Source organism: Ruegeria sp. AF8 (assembly GCF_056541825.1).
This window is the reverse complement of sequence record NZ_JBQFYW010000007.1, coordinates 186,265-206,879: the sequence shown is the minus strand read 5'-3', so window position 1 is coordinate 206,879 and position 20,615 is coordinate 186,265. Positions and strand designations below refer to the sequence as shown.

Below are 20,615 nucleotides of genomic sequence, written 5' to 3'. Positions count from 1 at the left end.
TGCATCCTGTCGCCCGCACAGCGATCCGAAAGTTGTGCGGGTGATTTGGATGAGCAATACTCATCCGTTAAAATTCGCCGTCTAACATCCAAAGCTCAATGACATCTATGGGATCGTAGTTCCAAATTTTTTGGCGCTCAGTTGCGATGGTTCCCCGACAAGTTGGTTAGTTGTCGCAAAGCCCGCATTATGCAAAATTGCGCGCATCGATGCCAGTCGCAGCACTAGGTAGTTTGGGTCCAGAGCTGCCCAATGAATCTGCGGCGTCTCACAAAGAACAAGCAATCGGACAACGGCCATTCAGACCAACAATATAGTTCAGGTGTCAGCGCTGTGCTGATGTCTGGGCTTGGCGTGAGGATTGGAGGGCAGACTATGCCAAGAGTTCAACTTCCCGCAGTTACTCCGAAACGAAGAGCCTGGAACAAGGGCCGGATCATCGGCCAGAAGCGACCGCTGTTTCCGAAACAGGTCTGGGCAATCCGCGCGCGGCTCGAACTGGCGGGCAACTTGCGCGACCTTGCGCTGTTCAACGTTGCAATTGATAGCAAGCTTCGAGGATGTGATTTGGTGAAACTGGCCGTCACCGACTTGGTGAGGGGTGATCGCGTTCGCGAAAGGGTGTCCGTGATTCAGAGCAAAACCAAGCGGCCCGTTCAGTTTGAACTTTCTGAAAACACGCGAGGTACGATTGCCGCGTGGATCACGTCGCCGGAAATGTTCGGATGTCGTTTCATGTTTCCCAGCCGTTTTCATGACCGCCCACATATCTCAACTCGCCAATATGGCCGACTTGTACGGGATTGGGTGACCGCAATAGGGCTGGAACCCAGTGGATACGGCACACATTCGCTGCGCCGGACCAAAGCAGCGGAGATTTACCGAAAAACCGGAAATCTCAGAGCGGTCCAACTGCTGCTCGGACACACAAAGGTAGACAGCACTGTCAGATACCTTGGTGTCGAACTTGAAGATGCGCTGAGCATCGCCGAGCAGATCGACATTTGAACCACGTTGGCGGACGGCATGTGCCGTTCGCCAATCCGGACCGGACCTGCGTTCGCGCCACAGCAGTGGATCTGAGCGAGCCCTTTTTACCTTATGCTGCACATAATTTGAATGTCCGCTAAGTGAAACGAATTTCAAAGGGCTGTAATTCAAGAGCTTTCTGGCGGAGTATCTTCACGTTATACCCGCGAAACTTCTCCGCGGACTTTTATTGATTTGGATACCATGCCGTAAACAGGTGAATAGAGACACAGTTTACGAACCATTTCCAAGTCATCATCACTTATATCACCGTCGACTTTCACGTCATATTCAATTTCGCCAATGCTCTCGTCAAAGTCGCCGGCTGGCGCGAGACCCAACAGACATCGTGGGTCCAAAGTAGTGCGGACATTGATTTTGATGCCGGACGTGTCGATACCCAGCCTGGCAGCGTTCACCGAAATCGAATTCACAAGACACGCCGCTATGGAGGCGAGAACCATTTCAACAGGTTCAATTCGATCAGTGGAGCCATCCATTCCGATCAGATCCTCAACCTCACGCTGATTGCCGAAAGGAAAGGTGTATTGTCGCGCTGGTCTGTCGATTGGGGTATCGTCCAGGGCAAAGGGGCCAACATGTACCATGCTTCGACCTGCCTGGCCTTGATAGATCGCGTTTGCCTCCATATGAAGCTTGCCGACATTCGGGTCTTGGGCCAGTGATTCTCTGAACTTTTCAAGGGTTTCGACATCGATATTGTGGCGTGTTGTCACTAACTGCTCCTGTCAAACGGGATCAAAATGATCATGTTGATCATAGATCTTCAAGCATCTCGATCACTTGCAGAACATTCTCCCCAATTGTAGGATATTTTCTATCGCATTGGTAGCCTGACGGGGGAATTCGCTATCCAATGGTGGGGGTTGCGCATCACGCAAAGTCTACTCGGGGCGCATAAATGTTAATCTTTGAACAACTTTGCACGGGGCTGGAAGTTGAAATACTTCCGTTTGGTCTATGTGAAATCAGGCGTGATGCGGCCTTTTCGATCAAAGAAGAAGACAAATGCTCTATTCACTATGTGCTGACAGGTGAAGGCTACGCTTTGTCAGTGACCGGTGAAAAGCATAATCTTTTACCCCACTCTGTCATGATCGTGCCGCCTGGTTCGCAACTTTCGATAACGGCTGATATTGCCAATCTCGCCAACTTCGCCGAACCTAGATGCAAATCCCTTGCAAACAACTGGGACCACATGACAGTTGGCGACTGCGCACCGGGTTTGACTCTGGCCTGCGGTCACGTAAACGCCACCTATTTCCAAATGGTTAATTTGTTTGAATTCTTGAGAGAACCAATCATCGAAAGCGTTGCACACGAGAAAGCCTTTAGGAGTTCCTTTCGTAATTTTCTTGATGAGTTGTCTGACCCAAAACCGGGCACAAATGTATTGGCAGAGATGTTGATGAAACAATGTTTAATTGCGCTGTTGCGAAATCAGTTTGAAAGGACTGGTGAGTGCTTCGCGCCTTGGCTTGCGGCACTTGGTGATGAATCGCTCGGTCGCGCGCTTTCATTGATGTTGGATCATCCGCAGAAAAACCATACTTTGGAAAGCCTTGGAGATCATGTAGGCCTTAGCCGCACCGTGTTTTCCGAGCGTTTCAAGAAGGCCTTCAATCGAACCGCGATTGATTTTTTGAAGGAAATCCGACTGCGACGTGCCGCGCAATTGCTCACGACCACAAATCTTCCCGTCAAGAGGATCGCTTATCGAGTCGGGTTCGAGAGTCGGAGCTATTTTTCCCGTTCGTTCAAGGGTTTTTTTGGGATCGACCCTGCAGGGTTTCGTGCTAATCACATTGTATATCTGTTAAATCCGGACCTCCAACGAAGAGGGTTTTTTCAATTTATCAGAAGACTGGCATCAAATCGTGAGAACTAAACTTGCATAAGACGCAATTTCTCTGGCGCAGCAACATAATTCCATAAGTGACGGTTTTGCAGTTTGAGCAAAACACATTGCCATTGCGTGCGCGATGGGACGATGGATCTTGTACTCGAGTAAATTTTTCGCCTCTGTAAGAAGAAAAATTGAAAGCCACCTGACTGTACTGGCTCGGCACGTCGACGCATCCCGAAACAATAGGCTTTATTAAAACCAATCCAAGCAAATGCGGGGAACCCTGAACTGGCATCGCCAGTTTTTCCGCAAACCTGCAAATTCAAATCAGTCACCAGTTCCGGACGATAAGGCACATCAGAAATGTTGTTATGTAACTGCTGTGAATCCTTAATGGCGGAGAAATTTCATGTGTAGTTGCCACGACGACGACCCGAAACTCACCCGCCGCCAAGCGCTGGCCGGAACAGCCGCTATCGGCGTAGCAACTGCCGCTAGTATGGCCGGTACTGCGGCACAGGCACAAGATGATCCTTATGCCGAACCTGCACAGCCAGCATTGCCGCCCAGTGACATGGTCATCGACAAATCTCGGGTTGCGCTTGTAGTCACCGACCCACAAAATGATTTTCTAAGCCCAGACGGCGTAACCTGGGGCGTGGTTGGCGCTTCAGTTGAGCGCAACAATACCGTCGCCAACATCGAAAGCCTGTTCAAGGCGGCCAAGGCGGCGGATATCACCGTGGCGGTTTCTCCTCATTACTATTACCCGACGGACAAGGGGTGGAAATTTGAAGGTGCGCTTGAAAAGCTGATGCACAAAATCGGCATGTTTGACCGCAAGGATCCGCTCAGTCTGGAGGGATTCGAAGGATCGGGTGCGGATTTCCTTGAGCAATACAAGCCGTATATCAATGATGGCAAAACCATCGTTTCCTCGCCACACAAACTATATGGCCCCGAGTACAACGATCTTGCATTGCAATTGCGCAAGAATGGCGTGGATCAGATCATTCTGGCGGGAATGTCGGCAAACCTTTGCACAGAAAGCCATCTGCGCGAATTGCTTGAGCAAGGCTTTGAAGTTGGTGTTGTCAAAGACGGGACCGCCGCTGCGATGCTGCCCGAAGGCGATGGATACCTCGCTGCACTTACCAATTTCCGCTACATGGCTAATGCGCTGTGGACCACAGAAGAGGTCACGGGAATGCTGAGCTGAAATACCGGATATAGTGGATACTATTAACTTTCAGGAGAACTTGACCATGAAAAAACTTCTAATGATATCAATCGCAGTGAGTGCAATTGGCGGCGTCGCTTTAGCAGATGAAAAATCTGCGCCCAAAGTTCTGAACGATGCTGAACTGGACAACATTGTAGCAGGTACTGGACGAGACAACATTGCACTTCAACCTTGGCCACCATTGTCTGACGCTGGGTTTGTACCGACTCATAACGGTGCAGCGGATCAAGGTGTGATCGATAAGGCCGGTCACCTGGGTGTCATAGTCCCAAGAAGACCGTGACTTAGTTCTGACGGAGTATGTTCAACCAGCTTCGGACTAGGTAGAGACTGACCCACTAGTCCGCTCATGTCGTTTCGCGAGGATTTATTGACCAGGAGACTCGTTTTAGCTCTGGTGATATCTGCGCTTTGCCCACTTGACGCTGCGGCAGACACTGGTACCCGCTCCTTAAAGGAAATCCGCGAAGATGGCGTGATCATCCAGCAGTGGGACGCCAGTTGCGCGGCCGCAGCCTTGGCAACGGTTTTTACCTATGCGTTTTCCGATCCTGTTTCCGAGCGCGCTGTCGCCAGTGGAATGTTGAATTATACCCAACCACTTCGTGTTCGGCATCGGGGCGGATTCTCGATGCTGGACATGAAACGCTATGTAGAAGACCGTGGATATAAGGCTGTAGGGCTGGCTGGCATGTCGTTTGACGATGTCCGGTATTTTCAATCACCCATCGTGCCAGTAACGATCAAAGGCTACAGTCACTACGTTGTTATTAAGGGTGTCGATGCCGATGGCAATGTGTTGCTCGCTGATCCAGCATTTGGAAATCGATCAATGAGCCGAGCCCGGTTCGAAGCTGTCTGGAACGATGGCATGGTATTTGCCATCAGGGAGTAGCCTTCGTGAAGCACCTGTTTACACTTGTTTTTCTTATCGTTTTAGCTTTACCGCTTTCGGCACAAACTGTTGCAGAACTTCAGGCTGAACTAGAAGCACAAAAGCAGACTAACGCGCTTCTCAAACAACGAATTCAAAGCCTCGAAAAACAACTGGCAAATACGAAAAGCGGGACCAGAGGTCAAATTACACCAATTGCTACAACAGTTGCACTACCCGAGGATTCACAGATCAACTCTACTGATGATCGCGCCTTAGAGCGGGCGTTGGTCAGAAGGGGCAATGCGGTACTCGCGCCAGGTGTGATTGAAATTACACCATCGTTCACATGGGCATATTCAGGGCGAAATGCAGTCAATTCAACTGATGAAAGCATAATTGGCGGGCTGGATGCCCGTATGGGACTGCAAAATGGTTGGATGATCGGTGCCCGCTCATCACTGTGGAACAGGGACATTTCTGGCATCGGGTCCAATAGCGGATTGGGTGACACTGAACTAACTGTTTGGAAAGAAATCGGACGTGGCGGGTCAGACCCTTCTTTTGTCGCCAGCTTAAGCTATTCTGCACCAACGGGTGATGATTTTAGCCAAGACCCGGTTCCGCTAGGTTCCGGTTTCCATGAACTGGCTGGCAGATTGAGCGTGGTAAAGACGATTGCACCGGTCGCTCTGTTTGGGGACATTTCTTACCGCTACAGATTTTCAGACCACTTTAACGGCGTGAAAGTGGAACGCGCCCCCGAATACGGACTTGGATTTGGCGGGTCTTTGGCGATTACTCCAAACGTGTCTTCCTCAGTATCGCTTCGTTACTTTTTTGAGGACGATCTGAAATCCGATGGAGTTTCTGTACCGGGCACGTCAATGACAACAGGCATATTGGACTTCGGCCTCGGCGTAGTCTTGAAACGGGATCTGTTCTTGAACCTGAATGCTGCTTTTGGAGTTACAGACGATGCTCCCGACACAGTATTGTCCATTTCTGCACCATTCAGATTTTGAAGCATGAACCGGCGTCGAGGTCAAATACTCAGTATTCAGAGAGCACAAAGAAGACGGCAAGTTTGTCCGCGACCCTTAAATTGCGGTCCAAAACTTCGCTGCGCCAAGAACGAATGGCGGCTAAGTGTCCACCATTGATAGTGTACACCATGGGGCGCGCTATAAGTAAACGGAAGAAGCGGTTTTGGTCTGATGAAGAGAAGCGCGAGATTTGTCATCAGGCATCGATGCCCGGTGGGTCTTGTCAGGATAACTTGACTTGAGCGGGGCAGGGCGGTTGCGTAGCTTTTGCCCATGACCAGACCTGCCTCTTTCAAATAGTTTAAAACCAGTCCCGAGATCATCCGCCTTGCGGTGATGCTGTACATCCGTTTCCCGCTCTCGCTTCGGAATGTCGAGGATCTGCTGCACGAGCGAGGCATCGACGTAAGCCACGAAACTGTCCGATATTGGTGGAACAGGTTTGGCCCGATGTTTGCTGCTGAGATCAGACGGAAGCGTGTTCAGCAGCTGCGCGCGTTCTCCAAATGGAAGTGGCACGTGGACGAGGTTTTCGTGAAGGTGAATGGCAAGCGGTATTATCTTTGGCGCGCTGTTAATCACGAAGGCGAGGTGCTGGAAGCCGTTGTCACCAAACGCCGAAACAAAGCTGCAGCACTGAAATTCCTCAAGAAGTTAGTGAAGCGCCATAGTTGTGCCGATGAGATCGTGACCGACCGTTTTGCATCCTATAAGGCTGCGCTCAGACAATTGGCTGCACTCGAAAAACAAAAGGACGGGCAGGTGGCTCAACAACCGCGTTGAGAATTCGCACCTGCAGTTCCGACGAAGAGAAAGCGCCATGCAGCGTTTCAGGCGTATACGAAGTTTGCAGAAATTCGCCTCCGTCCACTCCTCAGTCTACAACCACTTCAACCAGAAAAGATCGCTCGCCAGCCGAGACACCTTCAAGCTGACGCGCACCGCCGCTCTTGCTGAGTGGCGTCAACTTTGTTCCGGATAGGTTCACGGTTTCCGAAGCAATCTGAGACTGGTTCGAATTGGTCTGGCAGCACCGCCACAATATAAAAATTTTCTAAATAAATCAGCTATTTAGGAGGGGTTTGGGTTTCGAATCCCCCAATCCAGCCCCCGTTTTTACGATGTTTTTGATTCAGGCTACCTTCGTTTAGACGCAAATCCGGCCCAAGCCAGACTATTGGAACGAGTTTAGTACCGACGGATTATCATGCGAAACAACGCTCTAACCGGACAACAACAGCTTTCGGCGTCGCAGCAAATTGCCTACCCTTTCTGCGAACGGCAATCTTAGATTCGGACATAAGCTTGGACTACATTTCTTGGACACTAGGGTCAGGATGCATTGATTTTCGCTACGCTGCGTGATTCACGGTTCGAAAAACGGAGCAGCGACATGAACGACCTATATTGGCTGACCGACGAGCAGATGGCTAAGCTTGCCCCTTATCTTCCGAAGTCCACTGCAAGCCTCGGGTCGATGACAAACGGGTGTTGAGTGGGATTATCTTCATCAATCGCAATGGTTTACGCTGGCGCGACGCACCTTCTGAATATGGGCCGCACAAGACGCTCTATGGCCGGTGGAAGCGTTCGAGCGAGAAAGGTATCTTCGCTCAGATCATGGCCGGGTTGGCCGCTGAGCACGGCGAGAAAAAGACGGTAATGATCCCCTCTCGGGACATTGCTACGCAATGCACTGCCGGGTAGCGGACGCGACCTATCTCAAGGCACACCGCATCGCGACCAGCATGGCCGCGAAAAAAGGGGGCGTGGCCGGCTGATCGGTCGAACCAAGGGCAGCATGAACACCAAGCTGCACGCGATATGCGATAGCCAGACGTTGAGTACGCTTTTCGACTTGAGTGCCCAACATTGTAGTAGAGAAGAGCTCTGCGAAGTCATCGAAATAAGGTGCGCGGAATTCGCTGGATTCCTGCCATATGACACTGGCGACAAAGAGTTCGAATAGAGACGTCGTTTCTGGCTATTGCGTCATTTTTATTTCATCGACGCGATACCTGAACTGTATTGGACCAAGCTCACTAGTGGACCAAACGACATCTTCGCATTTGAACAAATCTCGGGAAGCCTTCACCGAGGTGATCAAGCGGATTGGCCTAATCTTGGTGCGAATAAGATTCTGCATGTTCTGGAGCGTTTTGTGACGGATTGGCCGGAAGTAGATCTGCCTAGCACTTGGGGCACCAGGAGACTAAAAAAACGAAACTGTCTACCGATTCTTGAAGGATATTAGTTGAAGGTTGTCTTCTGACACTTCGGAAAGGTCGATACCTGCGTTGGAAGCTATAGTTTCTGACGTCAAGTTTAGGAGCTTTTACGGTGACGCTCGTAGCCGATAGAGGAGCTTTGCATCTGCACCACCTATGCGGAAATCGGAACGTCAACAACCGATCCCGAGTCGCCGTTGCATGTCCTTTTTCCTGCAATGGGTCGCGAAAGCATGCCAACGCGTTCCGATCAGGCAAGGCAGGTCGTGTAGCATGAAAGATGCTTCGCGCTGCCGGGAACCATTCTTCGACACTCACTACGAGATTGGGAACTCTGCGACCCTGGGATCGCAACCGAACAACGGCAGCAGTTTCATGCTACGCGCCAAATCTGCCATATACTGTTTTAGTTGAATAGCGAAATTACTTCTTACATAATATTTGAAGAACGAATAGATAGCCTATGGATATTGAACTCGCACGAACATTTCTGGCGATTGTAGAAACGGGCAGCTTTCTGGAGGCTGCCGACAAGGTCTATGTCACACAATCAACGGTAAGTATGAGAATTCGGTCGCTTGAGCAGCAACTTGGACGACCGGTATTTGAGCGCGGAAAAACCGGCGCTACTCTTACTCCGGCCGGGCACCGTTTTCACAAACATGCACAAGCACTTGTGAGGTGTTGGACGCAGGCGCGGATTGACGCTGCACTGCCGGAAACTGTTGAAGCTGCTTTGGAAATCGGTGCCGTGCCCAGCCTGTGGGATGGATTCCTGATCGACGCGATTCCAGAGTTGATGAATGCCTTCCCGAATGTGGCGGTTCACGGGTCAACGGTTTCAACCGAAACACTGCTAAGCCAAACCACAGCGGGCGCGCTGGATTTGGCTGTGATGTATGATCCGCGGAACACTGTCGGGCTGACCGCAATGCAGTTGTTTGAAGATGATTTCGTACTCGTGAGCAGCGATTTCGATACGTCGCGAAGCCCATTTGAAGAAAACTATGTTCTGATCGACTGGGGTCCAGAATTCCGTGCAGATCACCTGCTGAACTTTCCGGAAATTCCGACGCCTATGTTGCAGCTTGGTATTGGCACACTTGGACTGGAATACCTGAGAGCCCAGCCTAGCGCCGGATTTTTCCCCTGGCGGGTTGTTTCGCAGGAAGTCGAAACCGGTCGGTTGAGGGTGATTGAGGATGCTCCTCGGTTTGCCTACGCGGCCTACGCCGTTTTTGCAGATGATAATTCTGAAAGCCTCCCCTGCAAAGCCGCCCAACTTTTAAGTGCCTTTGCAAAAAAACAGTTTCCAGTCACGGGCTGAAACGGCGGATTGCTCGCGGTTTACCATGTAGCAGGCGAATTATTAGTTTTCGGAAGCATCCAAGGCTTCGGTCGCTGCGGGCTGCTTGTGTCCTGACTCGAAAACAAGACCTGCGGTAATACCGACCATCGAAACGTTGTCCATGATGGCCCAGTACCTCCAACCAAAAGACCTTCTCAAACGCATTTTCTCTCCACGGCCGTCAACCAAGGCCAGAACAGTATTAGGAGGGATAATGGCCTGCCAAATCGCCGCAATTTAGCCTCAAAGGTATAACATACTGAAAATAAACACCTATTTTAATCTTCGATAATACGGTTGAGATAAAATCATAAGGTTTGGCACTCCGAAAAGCAGTTTTGATCTCCTAAAATAGCAATGAGGACGGCAAAAATCATGGACGTGGAGGGAGGAGGTATCAATGGGTAGGCGTTGGATTTATCGCGTTACCAAACACATACAGCGCTTTGTTGCGTCAGAGCGGTTCGGGATTATTAAGCACTCGGCCGCAAAAAAGCTGGAGCTGCAAAGCCGACCAGACTGGGATGATACCGCCGAAATATGGGATCTGTCCGAATTCGACCTGGAAAAAGAAAACCGGGAACGACGTTTGCGCCCAAGCGACTACGAATGGGAAGCAACTGCTGAACTTCTTTGGCGCGGACAATGCCGACGATTTAGAGGAGGATGACCGGAACCTTAAAATCTGAACATAGGATAATTCAGTCAAAAGCGACACGATACTCGAACTCCCTGTTCCCATACTGCAGACAGCTTGGGCCCCGTGAACGTCGAGCATGAATTCTCGCTTCGGGCCGCCCGGCCGAAAACCTTTGAGATTGCACAAAAACTTACGTCGCTTTCGACCTCTTAGGTCGAGAACAGCGCAGCGCCGTCTGTGTGTTTTGGTAAAACTCAGTATCAATCAAGGATGGTGTACAGAATGCTGGAAGTTCATTCGATTCCCGGTGCATTTTCCGCGCGGGAATGTGAGCAAATTGTTGCCGCATCACAAAAAGTCCCGGCGAGCGAGGCTCTGCTTGTCGGGCAGAACAAGGATCACAATCTGCGTAGGGCTGATGTGACCTGGCTAGACGACGTCCTGGGCACCGGTTGGGTGATGGCACGCCTGATCAATTTGGTCCGTCGCTCCAACACAGACAGGTTTGGCTTTGATCTGCGCGAGTTCGCCGAAAGTCCGCAGATTGCCTGCTACAAAGCATCAGATGGTGGTCACTTTGCGTGGCATTCCGACATTGGCGACGGACCAGCCGCTCGAAAAAGAAAGCTGTCGCTGGTCGTTCAACTCAGCAAACCCGGGATGTACGACGGCGGTGATCTGGAGATTATGCCGGGCGCTTATGCCGTAACGGCCAGTCGGCATCAGGGGAGCGCGACCATCTTTCCCAGCTTCTTGTTGCATCAGGTGACACCAGTTGAAAGTGGTGACCGGCACTCGTTGACGGTCTGGGCACATGGCCCGGCGTTTCGGTAATGATATCAGGCATTAACTGGCTCAAATCCAAAATAATACATTAGATCAAAAGTGGCATCATTGCCGTCGCAAGACTTAGGACCAGGAAGAACCCCGCCATGTCGGTGATTGTCGTCAGCAATGGGCCGCTGGCGACCGCGGGGTCCTGACCGATGCGCTTCAAAAGTAACGGCAGGACACCACCGATGGACACAGCGACAATAGTGTTGAGCCCAAGCGCACCGCCGATTACCAGCCCCAGAAACGGGTTGCCTTTCCACATCCAGGCAACGATGCCGATCAAAAGCCCCAGAACGAACCCGTTGATAACCCCGACCGACACTTCCTTGATCCAGACCCGCATGGCATCTATGGGCCGGGCAAGGCCGAGGGACAACTCCCGCATGCTGACGGCGACGGCCTGATTGCCTGAGCAGCCGCTCATGTCGGACACCATCGGCAGGAATACAGCGAGCGCGATTACGGCGGCGAGTGTTTGTTCATAGGCGGCGATCACACTTGCTGCGATCACGTTGAGAACGATGTTGGCCGAGAGCCACTGAAGCCGCCGCCGCGCCCGAAGTGGAAGCGGCATCGACCGAAGTTCATCACCAAAGACACCCTGACGTTTCAGACTGGTGGATTCCGCGCGTTCCAGGAGGGCTTCATCGACGGCAGACCGGGAAACGACACCCACCAGTCGCCCATCGGCCTCGACGACAGGCAGTCCAAGAAACGGGTATTCGTCGAACAGGTCTTCCAGCTTCTCCAGCGGCATCGTGTCCGGGGCTGTAATTGGTGGCACCATGATTTCGGTCAGGCGCGCGCCTCGGCGTGTGGACACGAGGCTGCGTAGTGAAACCACGCCAACTGGGACGCCTTCTGCATTCAGAACGTAGGGATGCTGACCTCGATAGCGTTCGAGGTCGTATTCTTCGTTGGCGAACCGCCGCAATACTTTGCCGACTGTGTCGGTTTCGAAAAACGTGAACGCTTCAGCAACCATAAGACCGCCCGCGACATCGTCCTCATACTGCACCAGCCGACGAACATCTGCGGCGTCTTCGGGATCCATCCGGGTAAGGATGGCTTCCGCATCCGCGTCCTCAAGCTCTCCAATGACATCGGCCTGAACATCCGAATCCAGCTCTTCGATAACCTCTGCGGCCTGCTCCGTTTCCATGCGCTCGACTAGATCGACCGCAAGCGCATTTGGTGCCTCCTCGACAAGTTCTGCCACCAGTTCCGGCGGTAGCAACGACAGCGCGACACTCCGCTGTTCGACCGGCAGATTGAGCAACTCGCGCAGTGCATCGCTCAACGATAGCGGATCAAGCAGTTTTGCGAGTTCAACCCCGTCGCGCTCAGACAAAGCCTGCTGCACCTGCATTTCCAGTTCCCTTGGGATAGTATCTGTGTCGCTCATTTTCGTGTCATCGGTGGAAGTTCTGCCAGTGCGGGCCTTATAGCAGAAATTTTTTGCCTATAGACAAACAAAAATTGCCAAAGTAGATAAAGTTATGCATGAAAATGACTGGGCATCTATTACAGCCAAACGCCTGGCCGAACTTTATGATCAGGACTTTGGCGGTAAGGCAAATGGACGTTATCGAATTCCGCAAAAGCTCGTGCGCAGGATCGCAAGGCGCAGGCGCTTATACGAAACAGACATCCGCGCGGTGTCGGTTGCGCTTTTTGAGCTTGGGTACGTGTTAATCGATATGGATACATTTTATGTCGTCATGAGCGCGAGTTCATTTGTGAACTACCGGCGCGCCAATGAAGATTGCGTGACTTAGACGCCATGGCAAAACGTGCAGCAAACCTGGAAATCATAGGTTGGCGCGAACGCATCAGTTTGCCCGACTTTGGAATAGAGAATATCCCGGCCAAGATAGACACTGGTGCGAGAACGGCAGCGCTCCATGCCGTGGACCAGACCGTGTTCGAGGTCGACGGTGAGCAATGGGTAGAGTTCATGATACCGATACAAAACCGCCGGTCACCAAATCGGATACGCACGCGGGTGGTTGACGAGCGCGAGATCAAGAATACCGGTGGTGTTCCCGAACGTCGATTGATTGTGACAACGCTGCTTCTGCTCGGTCAGCATCGCTGGCAGATCGATGTCTCTCTGGCCAACCGTGCGAAGATGGAATTTGATCTGATCCTTGGTCGCACCGCGATTCGCAGGCGGGGAATTCTTGTCGATCCGGGTCACTCCTATCTGCTGGGTTCTAGAAAAGCGCCAACAGGGATCAGGAGACAAGCAAGAAGCAAGGGCCGGAAGGGACAACGCCCATGAAAATTGTCATGCTGGCCCGGAGCCCGAACCTTTATTCGCATCTCCGTCTGAAAGAAGCCGCCGAGCAGCGCGGCCACGAGCTTGACATCGTGAACACGTTGCGCTGCTACATGAACATCGCTTCACGCCGACCCGAGGTCTATTACGATGGTAAAAAGCTCGGGCGCTATGACGCGGTGATCCCTCGGATCGGAGCATCGGTTACCTTCTATGGTTTGGCGGTGCTGCGGCAGTTCGAGATAATGGGGGTCTTTCCTCTCAACGAGTCGGTGGCGATTGGCAGATCGCGCGACAAGCTGCGCTCCATGCAGCTCATGGCGCGGGACGGCATTGGTCTGCCTGTAACGACATTCGCTCATGATCCGAAGCAAACCGGCGAAGTCCTCAAGCTCGCGGGCGATGCACCGTTGGTGGTCAAGCTGCTGGAGGGCACGCAGGGTATCGGGGTGGTTCTTGCCGATTCCAACCGTTCGGCAAAATCCGTGGTCGAGGCGTTCCGCGGCGCGAAGGTAAATATCATGGTGCAGGAGTTCATCAAGGAAGCAGGTGGTGCCGATATCCGCGCGCTCGTGGTTGGCGGTCGCGTGATAGCAGCGATGCAACGGAAGGGAGCCGAGGGAGAGTTCCGATCCAACCTGCACCGGGGCGGGAGCGCCCAGCCCATCAAGATCTCTCCCGAGGAACGCTCCACGGCGGTGCGTGCGGCCAAGACGATGGGGCTCAACGTTTGCGGTGTCGATATGCTGCGCGCCAATCATGGCGCCGTGGTCATGGAGGTGAATTCCTCACCCGGCCTTGAAGGGGTGGAGAAGGCGACCGGTATCGATGTTGCGGGCAAGATCATCGAGTTTCTGGAAAAAAATGCTGCCAAGGGAAGCACCAAGACTCGCGGGCGTGGGTAAGGGCGATGCGCGATCCCTTTGAAATTGGCGGCTTCAGAGTCCCGGCGGGCACGCGGGCTACGCTGGACCTGCCGGTGAGCGTGATGTCCGACCACACACCGGTGAGCATGTCAGTGCATGTCGTTCATGGCCGCCGCCCAGGACCAGTCCTGTTTGTCAGCGCGGCAATTCATGGCGATGAGGTGATTGGTGTCGAAATCGCACGGCGGCTGCTACGGGCACCGCAGTTGGACAAGGTCGCAGGCACTTTGCTGGTTGTGCCCATCGTGAACGCGTTTGGGTTCATGACTCAGTCCCGATACTTGCCTGACAGGCGTGACCTGAACCGGTCGTTTCCCGGCAGTGAGGGCGGATCTTTGGCGGGTCGCCTGGCGCATATCTTTATGACCCAGATTGTCGAGCGATCCGATCTCGGTATCGATCTTCATTCTGCCGCGATTCACCGAACCAACCTCCCGCAAATTCGGGTTTCTCCGGCTTCGGACGTGACGATCAAATACGCGAATGCGTTCGGCGCTCCGGTTGTGATGGTTTCAAAGCTGCGGGACGGGTCGCTGCGCAAAGCGGCACAAGAGTGTGGTGTAGACGTCTTGTTGTTTGAAGGTGGCGAAGGATTGCGTTTCGACGAGCTGCCCGCACGAGCGGGCGTTGCAGGCATTCTTCGGGTGATGCATGCGATGGGTATGGTCGCTAAGCGCGGCATCGCTGCCGCACGCGAAGCGCCAGTTCACACGCGAGCGAGTTCCTGGGTGCGCGCGCCGGCCGGTGGTTTACTGAGAACGTTCAAGGCGGCCGGAGAATATGTCGAGGCCGGCGACCTGCTTGGCCGGATTTCGGACCCGTTCGGTGAAATCAGAACGGATGTACTTTGTGAAACGGACGGCATTATCGTGGGCCGCACCAACTTGCCGGTCGTAAACGAGGGCGATGCGTTGTTCCACATCGCGGAAACCACAAGCCCGGATGTTGAAATGCGGGTCGACGTGATCGCCAACCAGCTTGACGGTGATCCGATGTTTGACGAAGACGAGATTATTTAAGTGGCCTGAAAAAAAACGCGGGGCAGCGTCCCGTCCCGCGCCAGTTTACGAGATCGCACGCAATCTGCGGCTCGCCAGTACCTCCCAAATAGCGAGCACGATCAGCACCGATCCCGTTAGCCATGCGTTTGCCGCTGTCACAATATGAATTGCGTCGCTCAGCAGCACAGGGACTGCGATCAGAAATACCCCGATTGCCGTTACCGGAGTCACCCGTGCGAGAAGGTGACTCCGGCCGTCAGCGCCGGACATGATCAGGGCCAAAATGCCGATGACCACGAAGGCGAGTACCTCTTGATCAACCATGCCCCTTTGAAGGGTTTCCGGGCTGAACAGGACAAAAGGAGAAAGGGCCAACCAGACGCCTGTAGCGGCAAGCAGCCACTTAAATGGCAGAGCAGGTTTTCTCATGATCGAAGATCTGTTGCCTAGTCATTTCCTTCTTGATCAGGTAACAACCGGGCTTCGACTGCTGCAATCAGTTCATCATCATTGATGAAGCCGTCGGCGTCTGCATCGATCTCGGAAAAATCCGCATCCGAGACTTCAGGATACTTCGTCTGAAGCTCTGCCAGCGAAGCCAGGCCATCACCGTCCAGATCAAGGTCAGCAGGCATGGCGAATGCCGGTATAGCAAAGAGCGATGAGAGCAGAGCAACAACAGAAACTCGACTCATTTTGTTCTCCATCAGATAATGGGCGTTCGGCCCATTGAGGGGTTGGTGTAGCGCTCCGGTGTCGGTGGCATTTCGACTGGTTTCAGGTTGCAACGGTTCCTCAGATCGAGTTCTCCACTACAAACGAGAAATGTTGATTGGCGTTCCGATCTGGTGGGGGCACTTTCGCGCTACGCGGGGAATATGGCACAATCACTTCTTGCTGAATATCGAATTTTTGTCGTGGGTGATATTGGAGAATCGAATAGAATTTTGGGACACCAACGCTCGCCTGAGGTATCTTCGAAACGGTGGACTAGGTCTATCTGCGGTCCAATAAATGCGAGTGGACCACGACAAACTGTAAGCAATTCTTTGGACGATTTGGTGAGACGATCATGAGGGCAATGTCACGTTGTTTACAGCGCCTAAAAAGCTGCCGATTTACGTCGGTTTGAGCGGCCAGTTCGATGGCACATTCGTTGGATCTGTTGAGAGTTTTGAACGCAACATGTCGTTTCGGTGGCGGGTCTGATTTAGGCGGTCAGCTCTGCGAACTGTTTGAAAGGACGGATTCCGGGCATGAGCTGGCCTTTGCGGATCATGTTCGCGGCATCGATTCCATCGAGCGTTGCCGCCGCTGAAGCAAACGTTTTGAACCCCGGCATCGGTCTCGTCCGCTTCTTGATGAAACGATGATCCTGTTCGACGATGTTGTTCAAGCATTTCCGCCTCACCATTGCGATCGGGATCGGGCAGCCTAAACCTTTGAGCATCTTGTTGATGGCCTTGATGCCAGCGGTGTTGGCGCCACTTTTGTCGATGACGATTTCTCGTGGAAGGTCATTGTTCTTTGACATCCGGGCGAAGAATTTGGTGGCGGCCTGTTTGTTGCGGCGCTGTGAAAGCATGAAGTCGAGCGTTTTGTCATATTTGTCGACGGCTCGATAAAGGTAGATCCAAGTGCCCTTCAATTTAATGTAGGTCTCATCCATTTTCCAGGAGCGGTCACACGGTCCTTTACGGCGCCGTGCCACTTCAGCGATTGCGCCAGAATACCGTGTCACCCAACGGTTCAGCGTGGTGTGGTCTACCGAAACATCTCGTTCGCTCATGATCTCTTCCAGATCTCGGTAAGAAACGCCGTATCGAACGTAGAAAAAGACTGCAAACAGGATCACGGCCTTCGGATATTGTGCGCCTTTGAAAAAAATCATGATCCGACCTTCAACCGGAGTTTGTCGCTCGCCACACAGGCGCCAACGCCACTAAGGTCGATGGTAAAAAAATTGCGACAGATCCTGCCCCACCAGCCCGGAGGCTGCATTAAATTATTTGAGCCAAAGGCGGAGCATGTTGTTCCGTATCTGATAGGCAGCGATTCAATAAACCTGGAAGGTGACGAGTTGCGCCCAGGCGAGAACTTGGTTCTCGAATTTTCTTTCCAATGTTCAATGGGGCTCATCGTCTCTGTTGGGCGAGTTCTCCAAGTCAGCGTTTGATTTTGGGTTTTCGACATGATCGTTTTCAGTCTCGGCCAAAGGCACGTCTTCACCCTCACCGGCGGCGAGAGCGGCGGTCTCGGGTGTAACCACACGGGCAGGGGCACTGATGCGAAACGCTGTTTTCTCGCCTTCGGGGACGGCCGAATTGGACAATATGCGCCAAATCGTGAATGCGATCATGAGACAATGGGCGGTCACGGTTGTGACGAACAGGCCTTGTGGCCCAAGTGTGGCCATCGCCATACCGGCGACCAGAGGACCCACGATAGAGCCCAGCCCATAGACCATCAAAAGCCCACCCGAGACCTGGATGGACGTGCCCGGCCGTGCATGGTCATTCGCATGGGCGACTATGACTGGATACATCGCAAAGATTGCAGCGCCGAACAGTCCAACCAAAGCAAGATTCATTATGCGGGATTCCGGCATCAGTAAGACAAAGGTCAGATCAGAAACAAGGGCCACCGCCGCCGTGAACAGCAAAACCTTGCGGCGATCCATGCGGTCACTGGCGAACCCGATGGGGACTTGCGCGACGGCACCGGCCAGAACGGGAATACTTGCAAACAACGCAATCGCCGTCAGGGAAAGACCCACACGGTCCGCATAGACGGCGGCCAGAGTGCCAAATGCCGCATTAGAGATACCAACAAGGAAAACCGCCGCGACCGCGACAGGGGAGTTTCTCCACAGCGCTGGTATGTCTAGCTTTACAGAGGTCAGTGGCGCCGGAGAGGCGGAAGTTGACAGAGCCGTCGGAATAAGAGCCAAGCAATACACCATCGCGCCAACGGCAAAGAAGATGAAGCCGCCAGCGTCGCCCAGCGAGATTGCCATTTGCCCGGCCGTAACGGCACCCAAGTTCACCATTGTATAGACGCCGAACACGGTCCCGCGGGTGTTGGGCTCGACCTTGTCGTTGAGCCATGACTCGACGATCATGGCTGCTCCAGCAAAGCAAAACCCGGATACCGCACGCGAAAATATCCAAGCCCAGCTGTCTATGACGATGGCTTGAAAGAGAATTGTCACAGCCGCCAGAGCACACATCACGCCAAAAGTGCGAATATGCCCGACGGCTCCAACAAGTCTTGGAGCAATAAGACATCCTGCAACGTAACCGATGGCCCAACCTGTCCCCAGAAGACCAAGCGCATTTGCAGAAAACCCTTCGATCGATCCCCGTACCGGGAGGATCAGGCTGTGAACGCCACCGGCGAATAGAAGTAGCCCCGATCCAAATAGCAATGCGGAAATGGGGAGAAGGTGTCGGATCATGATTCACTGTTTATGGCATAACGCGAAAATGAGAAGAAGTATTGCGTTCCGTCATAGCCACTTTGAGAGTTTGAAAATGACGTAGAGCGCGATGCCAATCGCAGCTGATGCGATGGCCAGAGCCCAAAAAGCAAAAGGCGTGCCCAGGCCGGGCATGCCTGCCACGTTCACACCAAAAAGACCGGTCAGGAACCCAAGCGGAAGAAAGATTGCCGCCACGACAGACAGAAGATAGCTGTTTCGTGCAAGAGCGTTTGCATGTTCTGCATTCAACTGATCCTGAAGCGCTGTCAGGCGATCCCGACAGGCATCCAATTCCTCAAGGGTTCTGCGTGTTCGGTTGGCGGCTTCATTTACATAGACCGATGTCTGTTCGTCGATGATGTTGCCTTTTGCAGTGGAGAGCGCATCCAAGGCGTCTCTTTGAGGACTGATGTAGCGCCTGAGCTTGATAAAGGTTTGTCTCAATCGCGCGATCTGCTCTGGCGCCAACCCGTCTCCTGAGAGACCTGCTTCTTCAAGGGCATCGGTGTCATCTTCGAGCTCCAGCGAAACGGCTTCCGCCCGTTTCGTCAGCACCATTGTTAGCTCCGCCAGAAATGCTCCGACACTTTCAGGTCCGGAACCCTTCTCCGCTGCCGCTTTCAGTGCATCCGCGGCCCAAACTTTTCGAACGCGCGCAGAAACGATGGTCCTGTCCGTCGCCCAAAGCCGCAAAGACACCATGTCCTCAGGAGATGCGTTGGGGTTCAGATTGACGCCGCGCAGATTCAGAATGATTCCGTCTTCGTGGGGATCACATCTCGGACGGGTTTCCAATTGCACCAGGGCTTGCGCGGCAATGTCGGGCAAATGCTGGCGGACCCAATCGTCAAGCCCACTATCTGCAAGGTCGAAATGAAGCCATCTGTACCCGCCTTGTTCGCTCGACACAGGGTCCGGCCAGTCGGAAACCACCGGAACCGCACGACCGTCTGTAAAATCGAACGCGCAGAGCGGAGTGATTGTTTGAGTGCCCATGGGCAATCATTTTTAGCTACGATGAATAAGTCAATACATATGAAAGGTTTATGTGCGAACTGAACGACAAGTCAGAGCAGCACATGGAAGTGACCGGGCACAGATTTCTGTTGCGGGTTGATAGTCATGCAACAATTTGATCTGCCGCGATAACAGGCTGATTTTTCAGTTTGCAACACCCACCGCATGACGGCGTCAGACCGTTGGCCGGTCGGGTGAGCCACGTGCCGTGTCTCGCAGCACCGCCAGCTCGAGTTTGTCTTTCTCATGAACAGACCGAGAATTTCTTTGCGGCTTACAACAGTGTCTGGGTCATCACGTTGGGTGACAACAAGATTTCTGATTGCATGCTTGGCCATAAGATTGAGCGTAAGCGCCATCAGCCATCCGTGAGCATCTGAAACGAAAGCCCCGGGTCACGTGCAATGATCTTACGAGCGGTCAGCAGGTAATTTGTCGCTACACGATAGACCCAAGTCTCAAAACGGCTCTCTTCGCGGAATGTCGACAATTTGGTGGCAATGCGTATGAGAATTTCCTGTGTCGCATCCTGCGCCGCTTCCGGATCAGCCAGCATTCGCACGGCCAATTTGTGAACGCGGTCCTGAACGTTCCGCACCAGCTCTTCCAATGCCTTGGCATCGCCCTGTTTCGCCAACGTGATGGCGGTTCTACGAATACGGTCCATGTTTCCAGCTTTCCCTCGTTTGGGGGTCATATTCTGTTAGACAACTGCGCGGAGCAGATTGTGACGCAATGCCTCTGGTTTCTGCTCTGAGCCCCAACTCACCGCCCGCTGCAGCATTGAGAGTGTCCGGGCT

The 20,615-nt window shown here is 53.0% G+C and carries 22 protein-coding genes and 2 pseudogenes; 15 read left to right on the top strand and 9 right to left on the bottom strand.

Going from position 1 to position 20,615, the window contains the following annotated elements; translation table 11 throughout:
• Positions 1-375: 375 nt before the first annotated feature.
• Positions 376-1,008: a tyrosine-type recombinase/integrase gene (locus ACR0AO_RS14065; RefSeq protein ID WP_480604592.1), complete on the top strand. Its 633-nt coding sequence runs from the start codon at positions 376-378 to the stop codon at positions 1,006-1,008.
• A gap of 179 nt (positions 1,009-1,187) precedes the next feature.
• Here ACR0AO_RS14065 and ACR0AO_RS14060 read toward each other — a convergent pair whose 3' ends face one another.
• Positions 1,188-1,766, bottom strand: a complete 579-nt coding sequence (locus tag ACR0AO_RS14060) for an OsmC family protein (RefSeq protein ID WP_480604560.1) — start codon at positions 1,764-1,766, stop codon at positions 1,188-1,190.
• Positions 1,767-1,951: 185 nt separating this feature from the next.
• Between ACR0AO_RS14060 and ACR0AO_RS14055 the strand changes: the two genes are divergently transcribed.
• From ACR0AO_RS14055 to ACR0AO_RS14035, 5 genes are all read left to right on the top strand, one after another.
• A complete protein-coding gene (locus ACR0AO_RS14055) occupies positions 1,952-2,938 on the top strand; it encodes a helix-turn-helix domain-containing protein (protein WP_480604558.1) in 987 nt (328 codons plus the stop codon).
• 367 nt (positions 2,939-3,305) lie between these two features.
• Positions 3,306-4,115, top strand: coding sequence for a cysteine hydrolase family protein (locus ACR0AO_RS14050; RefSeq protein WP_480604556.1), 810 nt, complete (start codon positions 3,306-3,308; stop codon positions 4,113-4,115).
• 46 nt (positions 4,116-4,161) lie between these two features.
• Positions 4,162-4,422, top strand: a complete 261-nt coding sequence (locus ACR0AO_RS14045) for a hypothetical protein (RefSeq protein WP_480604554.1) — start codon at positions 4,162-4,164, stop codon at positions 4,420-4,422.
• Positions 4,423-4,509: 87 nt separating this feature from the next.
• Complete coding sequence (locus tag ACR0AO_RS14040) at positions 4,510-5,034, top strand: C39 family peptidase (protein ID WP_480604552.1); 525 nt, start codon at positions 4,510-4,512, stop codon at positions 5,032-5,034.
• Positions 5,035-5,039: 5 nt separating this feature from the next.
• Complete coding sequence (locus tag ACR0AO_RS14035; protein WP_480604550.1) at positions 5,040-6,038, top strand: transporter; 999 nt, start codon at positions 5,040-5,042, stop codon at positions 6,036-6,038.
• 159 nt (positions 6,039-6,197) lie between these two features.
• Here ACR0AO_RS14035 and ACR0AO_RS14030 read toward each other — a convergent pair whose 3' ends face one another.
• Positions 6,198-6,473: a hypothetical protein gene (locus tag ACR0AO_RS14030; RefSeq protein WP_480604597.1), complete on the bottom strand. Its 276-nt coding sequence runs from the start codon at positions 6,471-6,473 to the stop codon at positions 6,198-6,200.
• Here ACR0AO_RS14030 and ACR0AO_RS14025 point away from each other — a divergent pair.
• From ACR0AO_RS14025 to ACR0AO_RS14005, 5 genes and pseudogenes are all read left to right on the top strand, one after another.
• Positions 6,396-7,041, top strand: a pseudogene (locus ACR0AO_RS14025) (IS6 family transposase). The gene ACR0AO_RS14030 and the pseudogene ACR0AO_RS14025 sit on opposite strands and share 78 nt — an antisense overlap.
• Before the next feature lie 411 nt (positions 7,042-7,452).
• Positions 7,453-7,926: pseudogene (locus ACR0AO_RS14020) on the top strand (transposase); the annotation flags it as partial.
• Positions 7,927-8,750: 824 nt separating this feature from the next.
• Positions 8,751-9,614: a LysR family transcriptional regulator gene (locus ACR0AO_RS14015; RefSeq protein WP_480604548.1), complete on the top strand. Its 864-nt coding sequence runs from the start codon at positions 8,751-8,753 to the stop codon at positions 9,612-9,614.
• A gap of 421 nt (positions 9,615-10,035) precedes the next feature.
• Positions 10,036-10,305 (top strand): hypothetical protein, encoded by a 270-nt coding sequence (locus ACR0AO_RS14010; RefSeq protein ID WP_480604546.1) that lies wholly within the window; start codon positions 10,036-10,038, stop codon positions 10,303-10,305.
• 252 nt (positions 10,306-10,557) lie between these two features.
• Positions 10,558-11,109 (top strand): 2OG-Fe(II) oxygenase, encoded by a 552-nt coding sequence (locus ACR0AO_RS14005; protein WP_480604544.1) that lies wholly within the window; start codon positions 10,558-10,560, stop codon positions 11,107-11,109.
• Positions 11,110-11,149: 40 nt separating this feature from the next.
• Here the strand turns inward: ACR0AO_RS14005 and mgtE are convergent, their stop codons facing one another.
• Positions 11,150-12,514: a magnesium transporter gene (gene mgtE / locus ACR0AO_RS14000; RefSeq protein WP_480604542.1), complete on the bottom strand. Its 1,365-nt coding sequence runs from the start codon at positions 12,512-12,514 to the stop codon at positions 11,150-11,152.
• Positions 12,515-12,608: 94 nt separating this feature from the next.
• Here mgtE and ACR0AO_RS13995 point away from each other — a divergent pair, with 94 nt between their 5' ends.
• Genes ACR0AO_RS13995 through ACR0AO_RS13980 form a run of 4 tightly spaced genes read left to right on the top strand, consistent with a single transcriptional unit; the run spans position 12,609 to position 15,335 of the window.
• Positions 12,609-12,887, top strand: a complete 279-nt coding sequence (locus ACR0AO_RS13995; protein ID WP_480604539.1) for a hypothetical protein — start codon at positions 12,609-12,611, stop codon at positions 12,885-12,887.
• A gap of 5 nt (positions 12,888-12,892) precedes the next feature.
• Positions 12,893-13,393: an ATP-dependent zinc protease family protein gene (locus ACR0AO_RS13990; RefSeq protein WP_480604537.1), complete on the top strand. Its 501-nt coding sequence runs from the start codon at positions 12,893-12,895 to the stop codon at positions 13,391-13,393.
• The gene (gene rimK / locus ACR0AO_RS13985) at positions 13,390-14,295 is read left to right on the top strand and encodes a 30S ribosomal protein S6--L-glutamate ligase (RefSeq protein WP_480604534.1); all 906 of its coding nucleotides are present in this window, start codon (positions 13,390-13,392) and stop codon (positions 14,293-14,295) included. The genes ACR0AO_RS13990 and rimK overlap by 4 nt, the downstream gene beginning before the upstream one ends.
• A gap of 5 nt (positions 14,296-14,300) precedes the next feature.
• Complete coding sequence (locus ACR0AO_RS13980) at positions 14,301-15,335, top strand: succinylglutamate desuccinylase/aspartoacylase family protein (RefSeq protein WP_480604532.1); 1,035 nt, start codon at positions 14,301-14,303, stop codon at positions 15,333-15,335.
• Positions 15,336-15,380: 45 nt separating this feature from the next.
• Here ACR0AO_RS13980 and ACR0AO_RS13975 read toward each other — a convergent pair whose 3' ends face one another.
• From ACR0AO_RS13975 to ACR0AO_RS13950, 6 genes are all read right to left on the bottom strand, one after another.
• Positions 15,381-15,746, bottom strand: a complete 366-nt coding sequence (locus tag ACR0AO_RS13975) for an SPW repeat domain-containing protein (RefSeq protein ID WP_480604530.1) — start codon at positions 15,744-15,746, stop codon at positions 15,381-15,383.
• A gap of 17 nt (positions 15,747-15,763) precedes the next feature.
• Positions 15,764-16,105 (bottom strand): EF-hand domain-containing protein, encoded by a 342-nt coding sequence (locus ACR0AO_RS13970; RefSeq protein ID WP_480604528.1) that lies wholly within the window; start codon positions 16,103-16,105, stop codon positions 15,764-15,766.
• A 422-nt stretch (positions 16,106-16,527) separates the two neighbouring features.
• Positions 16,528-17,211 (bottom strand): IS6 family transposase, encoded by a 684-nt coding sequence (locus ACR0AO_RS13965; RefSeq protein WP_480604589.1) that lies wholly within the window; start codon positions 17,209-17,211, stop codon positions 16,528-16,530.
• Between the two features lie 231 nt (positions 17,212-17,442).
• Positions 17,443-18,774, bottom strand: a complete 1,332-nt coding sequence (locus ACR0AO_RS13960; RefSeq protein WP_480604526.1) for an MFS transporter — start codon at positions 18,772-18,774, stop codon at positions 17,443-17,445.
• A gap of 51 nt (positions 18,775-18,825) precedes the next feature.
• A complete protein-coding gene (locus ACR0AO_RS13955; protein WP_480604525.1) occupies positions 18,826-19,794 on the bottom strand; it encodes a zinc transporter ZntB in 969 nt (322 codons plus the stop codon).
• Between the two features lie 379 nt (positions 19,795-20,173).
• Positions 20,174-20,482, bottom strand: coding sequence for a sigma-70 family RNA polymerase sigma factor (locus ACR0AO_RS13950; protein ID WP_480604523.1), 309 nt, complete (start codon positions 20,480-20,482; stop codon positions 20,174-20,176).
• Positions 20,483-20,615 lie beyond the last annotated feature (133 nt).

What these genes read in the sequence shown, in the direction of transcription:
- ACR0AO_RS14065 (WP_480604592.1), top strand. Translation starts at nt 376, where the DNA reads ATGCCAAGAGTTCAACTTCCCGCAGTTACTCCGAAACGAAGAGCCTGG.
- ACR0AO_RS14055 (WP_480604558.1), top strand. Translation starts at nt 1,952, where the DNA reads ATGTTAATCTTTGAACAACTTTGCACGGGGCTGGAAGTTGAAATACTT.
- ACR0AO_RS14050 (WP_480604556.1), top strand. Translation starts at nt 3,306, where the DNA reads ATGTGTAGTTGCCACGACGACGACCCGAAACTCACCCGCCGCCAAGCG.
- ACR0AO_RS14045 (WP_480604554.1), top strand. Translation starts at nt 4,162, where the DNA reads ATGAAAAAACTTCTAATGATATCAATCGCAGTGAGTGCAATTGGCGGC.
- ACR0AO_RS14015 (WP_480604548.1), top strand. Translation starts at nt 8,751, where the DNA reads ATGGATATTGAACTCGCACGAACATTTCTGGCGATTGTAGAAACGGGC.
- ACR0AO_RS14010 (WP_480604546.1), top strand. Translation starts at nt 10,036, where the DNA reads ATGGGTAGGCGTTGGATTTATCGCGTTACCAAACACATACAGCGCTTT.
- ACR0AO_RS14005 (WP_480604544.1), top strand. Translation starts at nt 10,558, where the DNA reads ATGCTGGAAGTTCATTCGATTCCCGGTGCATTTTCCGCGCGGGAATGT.
- mgtE (WP_480604542.1), bottom strand. Translation starts at nt 12,514, where the DNA reads ATGAGCGACACAGATACTATCCCAAGGGAACTGGAAATGCAGGTGCAG.
- ACR0AO_RS13995 (WP_480604539.1), top strand. Translation starts at nt 12,609, where the DNA reads ATGCATGAAAATGACTGGGCATCTATTACAGCCAAACGCCTGGCCGAA.
- ACR0AO_RS13990 (WP_480604537.1), top strand. Translation starts at nt 12,893, where the DNA reads ATGGCAAAACGTGCAGCAAACCTGGAAATCATAGGTTGGCGCGAACGC.
- rimK (WP_480604534.1), top strand. Translation starts at nt 13,390, where the DNA reads ATGAAAATTGTCATGCTGGCCCGGAGCCCGAACCTTTATTCGCATCTC.
- ACR0AO_RS13980 (WP_480604532.1), top strand. Translation starts at nt 14,301, where the DNA reads ATGCGCGATCCCTTTGAAATTGGCGGCTTCAGAGTCCCGGCGGGCACG.
- ACR0AO_RS13975 (WP_480604530.1), bottom strand. Translation starts at nt 15,746, where the DNA reads ATGAGAAAACCTGCTCTGCCATTTAAGTGGCTGCTTGCCGCTACAGGC.
- ACR0AO_RS13960 (WP_480604526.1), bottom strand. Translation starts at nt 18,774, where the DNA reads ATGATCCGACACCTTCTCCCCATTTCCGCATTGCTATTTGGATCGGGG.
- ACR0AO_RS13955 (WP_480604525.1), bottom strand. Translation starts at nt 19,794, where the DNA reads ATGGGCACTCAAACAATCACTCCGCTCTGCGCGTTCGATTTTACAGAC.
- ACR0AO_RS13950 (WP_480604523.1), bottom strand. Translation starts at nt 20,482, where the DNA reads ATGGACCGTATTCGTAGAACCGCCATCACGTTGGCGAAACAGGGCGAT.